Source organism: Dellaglioa carnosa (genome assembly GCF_026948345.1).
Lineage (GTDB): Bacteria > Bacillota > Bacilli > Lactobacillales > Lactobacillaceae > Dellaglioa > Dellaglioa algida.
This window is the reverse complement of the sequence record NZ_JANXLI010000002.1, coordinates 175,946-189,202: the sequence shown is the minus strand read 5'-3', so window position 1 is coordinate 189,202 and position 13,257 is coordinate 175,946. Positions and strand designations below refer to the sequence as shown.

At 36.0% G+C, this 13,257-nt stretch carries 11 protein-coding genes; 3 read left to right on the top strand and 8 right to left on the bottom strand.

The annotated features are described in order from the left end of the window. Positions 1-30: 30 nt before the first annotated feature. Together N0K80_RS03885 and N0K80_RS03880 are read right to left on the bottom strand one after the other, a co-directional pair. Positions 31-624 (bottom strand): YdeI/OmpD-associated family protein, encoded by a 594-nt coding sequence (locus tag N0K80_RS03885; protein ID WP_269023825.1) that lies wholly within the window; start codon positions 622-624, stop codon positions 31-33. 19 nt (positions 625-643) lie between these two features. Next, the gene (locus N0K80_RS03880) at positions 644-1,315 is read right to left on the bottom strand and encodes a YoaK family protein (RefSeq protein ID WP_057974730.1); all 672 of its coding nucleotides are present in this window, start codon (positions 1,313-1,315) and stop codon (positions 644-646) included. Between the two features lie 178 nt (positions 1,316-1,493). Between N0K80_RS03880 and N0K80_RS03875 the strand changes: the two genes are divergently transcribed. Next, positions 1,494-3,344 carry an FAD/NAD(P)-binding protein gene (locus N0K80_RS03875; RefSeq protein WP_269023824.1) on the top strand — a complete coding sequence of 617 codons (1,851 nt, stop codon included), beginning with the start codon at positions 1,494-1,496 and terminating at the stop codon, positions 3,342-3,344. Positions 3,345-3,402: 58 nt separating this feature from the next. On the opposite strand, the gene rbsK is transcribed toward N0K80_RS03875, so the two are convergent. Continuing rightward, on the bottom strand, positions 3,403-4,314 hold the full coding sequence (gene rbsK / locus N0K80_RS03870) for a ribokinase (protein ID WP_269023823.1): 912 nt from the start codon (positions 4,312-4,314) through the stop codon (positions 3,403-3,405). A 157-nt stretch (positions 4,315-4,471) separates the two neighbouring features. On the opposite strand from rbsK, the gene N0K80_RS03865 reads away from it, so the two are divergent. Together N0K80_RS03865 and N0K80_RS03860 are read left to right on the top strand one after the other, a co-directional pair. Next, entirely contained in the window at positions 4,472-4,882 is a 411-nt protein-coding gene (locus N0K80_RS03865; RefSeq protein ID WP_269023822.1) for a peptide deformylase, read from the top strand. Between the two features lie 201 nt (positions 4,883-5,083). After that, on the top strand, positions 5,084-5,746 hold the full coding sequence (locus tag N0K80_RS03860) for a phosphatase PAP2 family protein (protein ID WP_269023821.1): 663 nt from the start codon (positions 5,084-5,086) through the stop codon (positions 5,744-5,746). Between the two features lie 107 nt (positions 5,747-5,853). Here the strand turns inward: N0K80_RS03860 and thiD are convergent, their stop codons facing one another. The 5 genes from thiD to tyrS all read right to left on the bottom strand — a co-directional run bounded on the left by thiD (position 5,854) and on the right by tyrS (position 13,053). After that, complete coding sequence (thiD, locus tag N0K80_RS03855; protein WP_269023820.1) at positions 5,854-6,669, bottom strand: bifunctional hydroxymethylpyrimidine kinase/phosphomethylpyrimidine kinase; 816 nt, start codon at positions 6,667-6,669, stop codon at positions 5,854-5,856. A 23-nt stretch (positions 6,670-6,692) separates the two neighbouring features. Next, positions 6,693-8,072 carry a Na+/H+ antiporter NhaC gene (nhaC, locus tag N0K80_RS03850; RefSeq protein ID WP_407932682.1) on the bottom strand — a complete coding sequence of 460 codons (1,380 nt, stop codon included), beginning with the start codon at positions 8,070-8,072 and terminating at the stop codon, positions 6,693-6,695. A gap of 84 nt (positions 8,073-8,156) precedes the next feature. Next, entirely contained in the window at positions 8,157-9,545 is a 1,389-nt protein-coding gene (tyrP, locus tag N0K80_RS03845) for a tyrosine-tyramine antiporter (RefSeq protein ID WP_269007985.1), read from the bottom strand. A gap of 71 nt (positions 9,546-9,616) precedes the next feature. Continuing rightward, complete coding sequence (gene tdc, locus N0K80_RS03840; protein ID WP_269023818.1) at positions 9,617-11,458, bottom strand: tyrosine decarboxylase; 1,842 nt, start codon at positions 11,456-11,458, stop codon at positions 9,617-9,619. A gap of 332 nt (positions 11,459-11,790) precedes the next feature. After that, positions 11,791-13,053: a tyrosine--tRNA ligase gene (gene tyrS, locus N0K80_RS03835; RefSeq protein ID WP_269007984.1), complete on the bottom strand. Its 1,263-nt coding sequence runs from the start codon at positions 13,051-13,053 to the stop codon at positions 11,791-11,793. Positions 13,054-13,257 lie beyond the last annotated feature (204 nt).

Genomic DNA, 13,257 nt, shown 5'->3' with positions numbered 1-13,257 from the left:
ATCAGATGAAAATCTGGTCGTCTTTTTTGTCTAATCATTAAGTCCTTTACCATCAAGGATTTTAGGAATATATTTAATTATTCTCGCTTCTCGTGTTTCCGTTCGTTTTGCGTCTGCGAAATAACGAGCGTACGTTTTTTGACGTCCCGGAGTTAAGGTTTCAAAAAACTCTTCTAACTCTGGCATTTCATTCATTTTTTTCTGAAATTCAATTGGCAAGACCAGTTCAGTTGGTTTACCTTTAGGTACTTTTACCCCCGCCTTTTCAGCTGCAATTGCTTTTTGAATGTAGTCGCTAATCTCTGCCTTTAAATCAGTCACTTCTTTTAAATTATGAAATCTAATCTGACGTCCTACCTCAGTATTTTCGCCCGTTTTGATTAAAATACCTTTCCCATCATCAATCAACGTTCCTTTCAAGAAAAGTAACGCCATATATTCTTTAAATCCTTGAATTAAGACAACATTTTTACCATTCAACGTGTAACAAGGTTTACCCCATTTGAGCTCTTCCACTAAGCCTGTTTCAAGTGAAAGTTCTCTTAATTGCGTCATTTCTTCTTTCCAATGTGTTGCTTTTTCTAAATATAAATCTACTTTTGGGTTCTTTTTAATTTCTGTCATTATCTCAACCTCTTTATTTTTATAGTTTTTTATCTGGATTTAGTTGTAGTCCAATTAGCGAGCACAATAAGAAAAATGCGGCCAGTAAAATAGTTTTAGTGCCCATTATTGGTACCAAAGCACCCATGGAAGTCGCCCCAAAAAGAAACGCTAGAACAACACCTAACATACGCCAACCTTTTGTTAGAGCAATCACATTGCCCTTGATAAAGCCATCATAAAAACTTTCAGCCATTGTTCTTAAGTTACCCGTCATCATGAATGATGTAAATGGTCCTCCATTAATCTGTCTAAATTCTTGAAGTTGTGCGGCCGCAACCATTGACACAATTCCAGTTGACAGTTGAGTCGGCCAACTTTTTGGAATAAAGGCAACTACAACTAACAGAATTGCTTCAAGGCCAATCACAAATTTTTGTCGCTTATTAATCGTATCTTCTTCTTTAAATCGATGTTGGAGGTTTCTAGTTATGATAATACCAATCATAAATGCGAAAATTGAAATGAGATGGTCAAAAATAGATCCCCATTCTCCTTGCCCTAAACTGACACCCAATATGATTAAATTTCCGGTTTGCATCCCAGAAAAGACCCCATCGTGCACCAAATATGTATATGCATCAAATCCACCACCAGCGAATATTAATCCGGCAAATAGTAGCCTGTCTATTAGCGACATTGGTTTTTTCATTAAATCCTTCTTTCAATTTCTACATAAATTATTCTTTCAATTTTAAGTATACTAAATTATCAAAAGTTCACAAGAATATCCAACTCTTTTTTTTAATATTTACAATCATATCAAGCGCTTTTTCCAACTTTTAAGCTTATAATGAAGTTAGTTTTTACATACAAGGGAGATTACTTTTATGCATTTAGCCATTATTGGAGCCGGACCACGAGGCATGGTTACACTTGAACGTCTTATTGCTTGGCAACGAGCAGAACATTCGAATACACCACTTACAATTGATTTATACGATCCACACGGTGTTGGGGGCCGCGTATGGACACCTAAACAACCTCATGAATTAATCATGAATACGGCGGCTCAACAAATCAGTTTATTTTATGGAACGAGTGTCAACTCTACTGGGCCCATTATTACGGGACCCAATATCTTTGAATGGGCTCAAACCGTGGCTCATGATTTTATTGAAGAAAATAACTACTCGGCGGATTTTTTAACCGAAATTGCTCATTTAAATCCAAATGATTACGCAACACGTGCTCTATTTGGTATTTATATTCAATGGTACTACGCTGAATTAATCAAGCACACGCCTAAAAATGTTAACATTAACGTTAATAAAGTTACTGTTACACAAATTTCAAAAAACGCTAATCATTTTGAAATTATGACTGCCTTACCTTCAACTGACACTGTTGATTATGTTGTCATGTCTTTAGGTAATCTCGAAAATGAATTATCCAAGGAACAACAAAAATTTGATTCATTTGCGACAGAAAACAACTTAACTTATGTCTTACCTGGTTTCCCAAACGAAACAGAACTTGACCATATTACTCAAGACGACACTGTTATTTTACGTGGCTTAGGTTTAAGTTTCTTTGACATGGTGACACGACTAACCATTGAACGCGGTGGCCGTTTTGAACAATTAGATAATGGTCAATTAGCCTATCTAGCAACCGGAAAAGAGCCCCATATCGTCGCAGGATCACGTCGTGGATGGCCATATCATGCGAAAGGTGATAATCAAAAAGCACCCGGTGAAGAATCGCAAGCGCATTTCTTAACTGCAGCCAAAATGGCAGTCTTCATGGAAAATGGCTCAGTACCTTTTGCCGAATTTTGGAACTTACTGAGTCATGAAGTTGAGTACCATTATTATTCATTACTTGTTGCAGAAAAATACCCAGAAATAGAATTAACAAAGTTCCAGCTGGCTTTCTTAAGACAACCTGAAGAAACAGTTAAACGATCAATTATTGCCGAATCTGATAGATTTAACTGGGATCATTTAGGTAATCCAATGACTAAGAAACCCAATGCAGATTTCAAAACAATCATGTTAGAACACTTGCAAAACGATGCAGCAGACGCCAGAATGGGTACGAAAACTGGTCCATTAACGAGTGCTCTTGAAGTTTTACGAGATTTACGTCTTCCAGTAAGACAGCTGGTTGATAACCGTCTCTTAAGCGATGATGAATATCTAACCGACTTCTTAGGTTGGTTTAACTCATTAAACAATTTCTTAACAATTGGACCACCATCAATTCGTATCGAACAATTACGAGCACTCGTTGATGCAGATATTGTTACAATGTTAGAACCAGGAATGACTGTTGATACTAATGATCATCAATTTGAAACATATAGCGCAAATGCGCCTGAGCAACGTTATCTAGCAACCACTCTAATCGAAGCAAGAGTACCCGCCGTTCACGCAACGACAGCGACAAGTCCTCTAATGAAACAGTTGCTTGAAACAAAAATTGCCAATCCTTTAGTTTTGAATCCAGCTAAAGGTGCTCCAGTAGTAGATGGTGCCGTCAATGTTGACCCTATTAGTAATTTACTACTAGACGAGAACAAACGACCACAACCCGGTTTATACTTCTGGGGAGTCCCCACAGATGGCGTTCACTGGTTAACAGCCGCAAGTCCAAGACCTTTTGTAAATGATGTCAGTCTACGCACTGCCAACGATATCGTGAAAGATATTTTTGAAAGAGAATCAAATAAAAAATAATAAAAAAAGTGGCCTATATTCCATTGTGAAATGGAATATAGGCCACTTTTTAATTCACTTATCCTGCTAAAATATCTTTCGCGTAGGGAATCGAATTTTGAGCACCTTTTATTTGAACAGCTAATGATGAAGCTTTGTTTGCATAGGTCATTGCTTCTTCAAGATTACTGTAATCTAGCTCAAGTTTAGAACTTAATGCACCAATAAATGTATCGCCAGCAGCTGTTGTATCTGTGGCATTAACTTTGAAGGCATTAACAAATCCCGATTGTTCCGATGTCGCATAAAAAGATCCTCGATCACCAACTGTGATAATGACTGCTTTAACGCCCATTTTAAAGAATTCTTTAGCGCTAGCCTCCATTGAGGCTTCGTCAGTTACCTTAATTCCCGTAATTATCTCAGATTCTGTTTCATTAGGAACAATCATATCTGTCACTGACAATAAATCATCCGGAATATTTTTGATTGCCGGTGCCGGATTTAAAATTGTTTGAACACCATTTTCACGTGCAATTTTAAAAGCTTCAATCACAGAAGGAATTGGCACTTCAAATTGAGCAACAATTCTATCAGCTGCTTTGATGCTGCCTTTAGCAGCCTGAACATCTTCATTTGTTATGTCCTGATTTGCGCCACCATAAATCAAGATGCTATTTTGACCATTCTCGTCAACCATAATATATGCTTGGCCAGTTCCCGCAGTTTCTGACGTAGTAACGTGATCAATATTCATACCGTCCTCTTTGAATGTATCTAACATAAAATTAGCGGCACCCTCATGCCCAACTTTACTAATAAATGTCGTTTTTGCTCCTGATCGAACAGCTGCAATTGCTTGATTAGCACCTTTACCGCCGCCGGCCACAGCCATCGAATTCATTGCCATTGTTTCACCCGGTTGTGGGAAACGCTGGACATTCAAAATTGTATCTACATTAGTTGAGCCTAAAACAATCACTTTTTTCATTTCACTTTCCCCTTATCCGTCAAATTAATTTTTATATTTTCATTTTACCGATAAATCAAAATTTACTCAAATATATCGAAGCTAATAATCGATATTTGATAGCTTATCTGTAAAAGGTTATGATGGAATCATTAATCTACTGTTCAAAGGAGAAAATATGATAAAACCCATTATGCATGATGAACTATTTCTTGCCCAAAAAGCTGAGCTCGCATCAAATTCAGACGCGTCCGTAATAACTGATTTACTGGATACTTTAGAAGCCAATAAAGAGGTCTGTGTAGGTATGGCTGCCAATATGATTGGCGTGAATAAACGAATTATCGTCTGCCAATTTGTTGCACTAAACGTTCCACTTGTTAACCCTAAGATCACAAAAAAATCAGGCCGTTACAACGTTAAGGAAGGTTGCCTCTCATTGGTCGGCGAACGTCCAACACAGCGATACGACGCGATTACCGTTGATTATTTAGATAAGTCTTTTCATCCTCAGACACAAAAATTTTCAGGCTGGATGGCACAAATCATCCAACATGAAGTTGATCATTGTGAAGGCCTTATTATCTAAATAAATTATTTTTAACCACGTATATATCGTTAAGAATGTTAATAATCGTTAAAGAAACAATCATTTGTAAATATAAACTGACTCGCAGTGATAGTATGATATTTGTTCATAAATAGTTTAATTTAAGATCAAAAAGAAACGATTGATCACCGGTTTAATTATTTATAATCAATACTTTATACAAGGGACTGAACTGTAAATATGGAAAATAGACAGAATAAGTGGTTGGTGTCCGGAATTATTGGCTTATTACTATTTATCGGATTGGCAATTTCAGTTAGCATTCAATCTAACTGGTTAATAGCCATCGACTTTAAATTACAAACGCTAATAAGTAGTCTTGTTAGTCCAAGTTTAACTAAGTTTTTTTCATTAATTTCGATCACTGGTAGTCCGGTATTTGTGATTGGAGCGGCGGCCTGTTTGATATTATTTTTTACTTATCGCCGTGATATTTATAGTGCTTCCTTTCTAGGGTTAGCCTTAATTGGCGGGGACGCTCTTGCGTTTATTGCCAAAGAAGTTATTCAACGACCTCGACCAACGCAAAGATTAGTGGCAGAATCTGGATTTAGCTTCCCCAGCGGCCACGTAATTGGCTCAACAATCTTAGTTATCATGATTTTTATAATTATTATTCCTAAAATTAAGAGCCAAAATTTAAAACTAATAACTGAATCGCTAGCCATTATTTGGCTTATTATCATTATTTTTTCAAGAGTATACTTAAGAGCGCACTTTCCATCCGATATCGTAGGCGCCTTAACCTTAGGCGTTTCATGGGTTAGTCTGCTTCAAGTCGTCTATTTAAACCACGGTCCTTTACTGTTAAGTAAAAAAAGATTTATCCACTCCAATAAATAATTATTTTTTCTCTATTAAGCACTTAAATTCAAAAAAAGAGCACCTTACCTTAGCAATAATTAGCTTACGGTAAGATGTTCTTTTTAGTTATAATAAATCTCTTTAATTTATTTATTTAATCGATAAGCTGCGTGGTATAACGGACCCACATACTCGTTAAAGGCGAATCCAGATTTAATTCCAGCGGTTACAAATTCTTTCGCTTGATAGACAGATTCTTTTACTGACAATCCATTCGCCAGACCGGCAGTTACCGCCGCCGCAAATGTACACCCGGCACCATGATTATATGCCGGCGTAATTTTGTCTGTTTCCAACACTTCAAAGTTGATGCCATCATAGAATAAATCAATGGCCTTTTCGCCTTCCAATGCTTTGCCACCTTTAACGATAACATTTTCAGCACCCAATTCATGAATTTTAACGGCTGCTTGCTTCATATCATCAAGTGATTTCAAAGTTCCCAATCCTGACAAAACTCCCGCTTCAAATAAATTAGGTGTAGTTACCGTGGCAATTGGAATCAACAAATCACGAATTGCATCAGCCGCTTCCGGATTAAGTACCTCATCTTCGCCCTTGCAAACCATAACGGGATCAATCACAACGTTGTTAATTTTTTTTGCTAAAATATTTTCGCGTGCGACTTCTGTAATAGCTACACTTCCAAGCATCCCAGTTTTCATTGCCGCAATCTCGCCACCGGCACCCGTAGTCTTCAATTGAGCTTTGACCAACCCAGAATCCATTACCGTAACATTATGTGACCAATCCGTATCCGGATCCATCGTCACAATAGACGTCAGTGCAACCATTCCATAAGTGCCAAACTCTTCAAACGTCTTTAAGTCGGCCTCCATGCCCGCACCACCGCTGGCATCACTACCAGCAATTGTTAGAACTTTAGGGATTATTTTTGTCATGATATTACTCCTTTTTATAGAATTTACGATTTAAAATTTTTATATTTAGGTTTCACAATAATGTATCCGAGTAAAACTGTAATTATCGGACATAAAATTGGAAAAAATGCGTATGGTAAATAGTCAAAGGCGTTAATTTTTAACGCCCCAGAAATGAATGTACCGCTCACTCCCCAAGGAACTAATGAGTTAACAGCTGCGCCTGCGTCGGCAAGCGTCCTAGTCAGATATTTCTTATCAATATCATTTCTTTCAAATGCTTCTTTAAACGTTTCGCCTGGCAAAATAATTGATAAGTATTGTTCACCAATCAAAAAATTAATTCCGACAGAACTGACCGCAGTTACTAAGATGAGACGCCCAATATTATTAACATATTTTGTTAATCTATTTATTAATGTTGTGACAATTTTAAACTTTACCAATAACCCGCCTAGTGAGAGAGCTAAAATAATAAGACTTACGGAACCCAGCATACTTGTAATACCACCACGTGTTAACAGATTATCGATGTCTTTCGATCCCGTGTTAGCAACATAACCGTTCATCACGATGTTACTAATTTCAACGGCAGTGATATGGGTATTATTAATAATATCTAAACCGATTGCAATAATCGATCCCGTCAACAATGTAGGTATCGCTGGAATTTTTTTCCAAGCAAAAATAAATAAAACAAGGACGGGTAAGAGAGTAATCGGGGATATCCAAAAATGATTCTCTAAAATTTTACTCATTTCGGTTATTTTCCCCAAACTACTTCCCTGAGGCGTAGTTCCAATTATTACGAATCCAACAAGTGAAATGATAGCAGCCGGTATGACTGTCCAAAACTCATTCATTATATGATCAAAAAGATTAACTTTACCAATACCAGACGCCAAATTTGTAGTGTCCGATAATGGTGAAATGTTATTCCCTAGAAACGCTCCCGATACAATTGCACCACTAGTCATCGCTGGATCGTATCCAATAATTCCGCCAATACCTAAAAATGCAATACCAATGGTTGATATCGTTGTAAACGAACTACCAACGGTTAAACCAACAATAGAACAAGTTACAAAAACTGTTGGTAAGAACCATTTAACCGAGATAATTTTAAACCCTAAAACCATTATAGTTGGTATCGTTCCCGCGGCAATCCAAGACGCAACTAAAACACCTATCAGAAGGAAAATAATTATTGGAATTATACCCGGTTTTACACCTTCTGAAATACCATTATGAATTTCCTCCCAAGATACCCCTTTAATTTTTCCATAGAACATTAAAACCGTAAAGGCTAATAAAATGGGAACATGCGGCGTCATCTTCTGTCCAATTATAAAATAACTCAAAATTCCAAATATAACAATTAATACACCTAATGCCTCAATAAATGTGATTTTATATTCTTTCATTTTGTGCACCTCCAAAATATTATCATATAAAAAAAGCCCGCTACACCTTTAGTATCATAAGTGGAGCGAACTTTCCTTCATAAACTATTTATTATGCTTTTTAGTTTTTGCGTATATTAAAAATGGTGGTATTAAGAATATTATTGTTACAGCTGCTACTAAAACGCCATTTAATGCAGTTGATGAAATTAATGATGCTAAAATTACAATGAATATTGCAAGCAACAACATTGCTGCCACTACATAAGCCAACCCATTTCCAGATTTACCAATACGGTAAGGACGTTCAATATCTGGTTGTGTGTGTCTTAGCTTAATTAAAGCAATTGCTATTAATATATAAACGATGCTATAGATAACCGTTGTCGCGTTCGTTAATATTAAGAAAACTGCATTTACGTCTGTAATAAAACCATATAATAACGCGAAACATGAAATAATAATTGATTGCGTTAATACGACATTTTTAGAAACACCATATTTATTGGTTTTAGTATAACCAAATTTTTCTGGTAGTAATCCATCTTTAGCGACTTGAATAATTGTTGCCGATGGTCCTGTAACCCATGCTGATAATTGCAACATTACACCAATAAATACCATAAAACTAAATATATTAGCGATAATCGTTGGTAGTCCTAACACTTGGCAGTAAAGTAAGATTGGTTGAGTAATATTTGCCAACTCCATCTTACCCGCAGGCACAACGTTTGCCACTGTTAATGCATTCAATACGTTTAGTAAAACTAAACCAATCAATGCAATAAAGACACCTTTAGTATAGTTTTTAGTCGCATCCTTTAATTTTGGAATATATACAGATGACATTTCAATTCCAACAAAAATAAAGGAAATTCCGGCTAAATATTTTAGCGTATCCAAATTTTTCAAACTAGGGACAACTTTTGACCATGAAAATGTTCCAAGGTAGCCATTCGTATTTATTCCCATTTTTGCTAATGACGCAAATCCAAGTATAAACATTACAGCAACTGGAATGTAAACACCAAGCCAAACACCGATACTTCCACCGACTTTTGCCATATCATATTTAATATTCAATATTGTAACTACCCAATAAAAGAATAAAATACAGAATAAATTGAACCAATGATTTGAACCTAAACTAATATTTCCAAAAGTATTTCCTAGTAACGGTCCAATAGTTGAAGCTACCATTACCATACCTGGGAACATTTGAACCCAGAGAAGCCATGCTACTACAAAACCCCATTTTTCACCCAGAGCCTTTTTAACCCATAATTGTGGGCCACCGGCCTGAGGATACATTGTTGATAGTTCGCCTGAGACGATTGAAATTGGCCCGGCAAAAAAGATGATAGCAAATAATGAAAACGAAATTAATGTCCAACCAACAGCCGCAAGCGTTGGTATACTTCTAACTGTTGCGCAAAGCGCCATGGTCATACCGACAAATGTGCCTAAACCAATTTTTTTATTTATATCTGACATTTTAACACCTCTCCTTTTTTAAACAAAAAGTCAAAGACCCACATCAAAAAAATGAGCCTTTAACTAAGATATTATCCTAAGATATTTTCCAATTTAGATTTCATTGCTGATTTTATTTTATTAAAGTATTCATCGGCAACTTTGTCATTATTTAAGTATGGTGTCATAACAGATGATCTCAAAATTGTTACCTTACCAACTTTTTCCCATTCCTCTTTACTAAATCCAAGGCCAGAGACATACTTAAATGGACTATTTCCATAATCCGGAATTGCAAAATCAGTGTGAGATGTCATAAATTCGTTACTGTACAAACTACCAGTAACAAACGATGCTTGATCATAAAAATCATGATTTAATTTGTTCATAACTGTTAAATCCGTGTTACCAACCTCATTAAATGTATAATCAACCATATTGAAATCTGGATTAATTAAAGGCGTTACTTTAACTTTACGTCCGTTTACATTGAATTCTAAGTCACTTAAGAAATTATAGAAACGCGTTGCTGATTCAATACTTGCACCAATCAACTTACCATAGCCAGAAACATTTAATGGTAATACATGATGTGCTGCCCATACTGCTGCTGCAGTTGCACCAGCCTTCGATCCTTCAAGAATATAGGCACCTAACATAGATGGTGCAACTGAATTCTTTTCAAAGACATAAGTTGCAAAGTAAGAAATAATATTGCGCATTCTTATATCTTTAATTCCAATACCACCGGCAGAATATGGAATGTATCCCATTTTATGCGGATCAATTGTTACGGATTCACAGTCACCAATTGCAACAAATGAATCGTAAACATCACGAGAAATTGTAACGTCAGAATTAAAAATATTATATTCTTTATACGTTTCTTTTAATTTTTCATAAGGAATAACTTCATTATTTTCGTCTAAGAAAATTGATCGAGCATAGCCACCATATGCGGCATCCACGTGGATATAGAAATAAATTTTTTCTTTAGCTAATTTTTCTCTTAATTTAACTATTTCATGAATGGGATCCACTGCACCCTCTTCTGTGGAACCAACAACTCCTACAACACCTAATATTGGTGTTTTGTCAGCAGCAAGACTGCGAACCAAACTTTCCAGTTCCTTGACGTCAATACGATAACTACTATCAACGGGAATAGGTACTACTTGATCTAAACCTATACCAATAATATCGGCCGCTTTCAACCAAGAATAATGTTTCGTCTGCGGAACTAACCATTTACCTAATTTAGACAGGTTTTTACCACTACGGGCTGACTTACTTTTAATTTCATCAATCTGTTCATCCGTAACATTATCTAAAATATCTAAGATATCTTCCATTCTCATGTTTAACAGTTCCCACTCGCTCATACCATAAACCTTTTCCGGCACAACTTCGGAAATTGCTAAAGGAAGTGACTTCATGTTACGCGCGTACCATAAACCTTCAAGATTTGCTAAAGATCCATCCGCAACAATATGACCCCATCCATCTTTTAATCCTAACAACTGTGCAAAATCGGCACCAACTTCTTCTTCCATTTGTGAAGTAGCAGGTGATGATTCATAAGCAACATTATTTCCATTCCATAGCATTGCAAATTGATATGCGAGAATAGCTGGCATCAAAGTTTCAGTATTCATATGACCTAAGTAACGACCAGCTGTGTGCCATGGAACTGACTCAGAACGTAATTTTGATGATACTTCGTCCAAGACGCTCTTCATCTTGTTTACCGAAGAAGCATATCCTTCCGTTTGTTTGTCTTCTTCCGAAATAACGGGCATATCTTGTGGCATATAGTTTTGACGCCACCCAACATGTTCGTCTACTAATTTATTTAGCATATCCTTATATAAATCAGCATTTTCTCCCTTGTCGCCAATAAATAGAGCCTTTAAATCCATAGAATCTTTTGACATGACATATAACCTCCAAATTTTTTTAAGAAGTTTTAACAAACGACCAACCAATGGAGACACAAAGTGTAATGTATGCGCTTTATATTCGTTCACATATTACACATCATGTCAAACCGTTTGCTTCATACTTCCTTATGATTACCCTTTCATATTAACACCAATAAAAAAAAAAACAACAAAAAAATTATATATGTATAATAATTTTTATATAAAAATATGCTTATTTTTTGATACTAAAAAAAAAGAAGCTAATATAAATTAGCTTCCCCATTGGTTTTTTATAGGAATGTCATGTCAAAATGATATTCATTCTATAAACAATTTAAGTGATACTATTTAGAAATTTCTGCGACAAAGTAATTTTTCTTACCACGTTTAGTGATAACTAATTTACCTTCAAAGTTAGCATCCGGATTAACAATAAAATCAGTATCCGTAATCTTTTCACCATTAATTGATATTGCCCCGTTAGTTACATCCTCGCGTGCTTGACGTTTAGAACTAACAACCTCAGTGTCTACTAACCAATCAACAATGTTTTTAGAATCAGAGTTAACAGAAACTTTAGGCATTTTTTCAAATGCAACCTCCAACTCATTAACGCTTAGTTTTCGAATATCTCCTGAAAAAAGAACCTTAGTGATTTTTTCAGCTTCTTCTAACTCTGCATCACCATGAACGAATCGTGTCACCTCAGAAGCTAAAGCCAACTGAGCTTCCCTTTTTTCGGGTTCAGACACTAATTTACGCCCTAATTCTTTAATTTCTTCTTCACTTAAGAAAGTAAAGAATTTTAAGTATTTCAAAACGTCTCTATCATCTTGGTTTAACCAAAATTGGTAAAATTCAAATGGTGAAGTTCTTTCGGGATCTAACCAAATTGCGCCACCAGCAGTTTTACCAAATTTAGTACCATCTGCTTTCAACATAAGCGGAATCGTTAATCCAAAAACGGGTTCGTCTGATCCTTCGATTTTATGAATTAAATCTATACCACTGGTAATATTACCCCATTGATCTGCGCCACCAATTTGAAGTTGGACATCCATACTATCATGCAAATGTTTAAAGTCAATTGACTGAAGAATTTGGTATGTGAACTCAGTAAATGAGATACCACCATCAAGGCGACTTGCCACAATATCTTTAGCCAACATTGTATTTACATTAAAATTCTTTCCGTAATCTCTCAGAAAGTCCAATAATGAAATATCCTTTAACCAATCATGGTTGTTTACCATTCGAATATCGGCACCGGCACCAAAAAGTTTCTTCATTTGTTTTGATAAACTATCAACATTTGCTTGAACTTGTTCAATAGTTTGTAATTGTCTTTCAGTTTTTCGGCCACTTGGATCCCCTATCGTTCCGGTTCCTCCGCCTATTAAAATAATAGGATGATGTCCCATTAACTGAAATCTTTTCATCATCATAAAAGGAATTAAGTGTCCAATATGCATACTACCACCGGTAGGATCCACACCACAGTATAGTGATATTTTTTTATCCGCAACTAATTTTGCTAAACCCTCTGCATCAGTTTGTTGATTTACCGCATCCCGCCATGTTAATTCATTAATAATATTGTCTGTCATTTCAAACTCCTCCTTTTTTTGTACAAAAAAAGCCCCTTCGACTGCTACCAGTCAAAGGGACGAATACACCGTGTTACCACCCTAATTGTACGCTAACTCAATCATCAGCGTACCACTTCATTACACCCTATAACGAGAGTGAGCCGCGGTATTTTTCTTCAAGATGTAATTCATTAACATCGTTTTGATATCTCGCATTACCCG

Excerpts from the sequence above, each read along its gene's own strand:
- rbsK (WP_269023823.1), bottom strand. The coding sequence starts at position 4,314 with ATGAAAAAAGTGATTGTTTTAGGCTCAACTAATGTAGATACAATTTTG.
- N0K80_RS03865 (WP_269023822.1), top strand. The coding sequence starts at position 4,472 with ATGATAAAACCCATTATGCATGATGAACTATTTCTTGCCCAAAAAGCT.
- tyrS (WP_269007984.1), bottom strand. The coding sequence starts at position 13,053 with ATGACAGACAATATTATTAATGAATTAACATGGCGGGATGCGGTAAAT.
- N0K80_RS03885 (WP_269023825.1), bottom strand. The coding sequence starts at position 624 with ATGACAGAAATTAAAAAGAACCCAAAAGTAGATTTATATTTAGAAAAA.
- tyrP (WP_269007985.1), bottom strand. The coding sequence starts at position 9,545 with ATGTCAGATATAAATAAAAAAATTGGTTTAGGCACATTTGTCGGTATG.
- tdc (WP_269023818.1), bottom strand. The coding sequence starts at position 11,458 with ATGTCAAAAGATTCTATGGATTTAAAGGCTCTATTTATTGGCGACAAG.
- N0K80_RS03860 (WP_269023821.1), top strand. The coding sequence starts at position 5,084 with ATGGAAAATAGACAGAATAAGTGGTTGGTGTCCGGAATTATTGGCTTA.
- nhaC (WP_407932682.1), bottom strand. The coding sequence starts at position 8,072 with ATGAAAGAATATAAAATCACATTTATTGAGGCATTAGGTGTATTAATT.
- thiD (WP_269023820.1), bottom strand. The coding sequence starts at position 6,669 with ATGACAAAAATAATCCCTAAAGTTCTAACAATTGCTGGTAGTGATGCC.
- N0K80_RS03875 (WP_269023824.1), top strand. The coding sequence starts at position 1,494 with ATGCATTTAGCCATTATTGGAGCCGGACCACGAGGCATGGTTACACTT.
- N0K80_RS03880 (WP_057974730.1), bottom strand. The coding sequence starts at position 1,315 with ATGAAAAAACCAATGTCGCTAATAGACAGGCTACTATTTGCCGGATTA.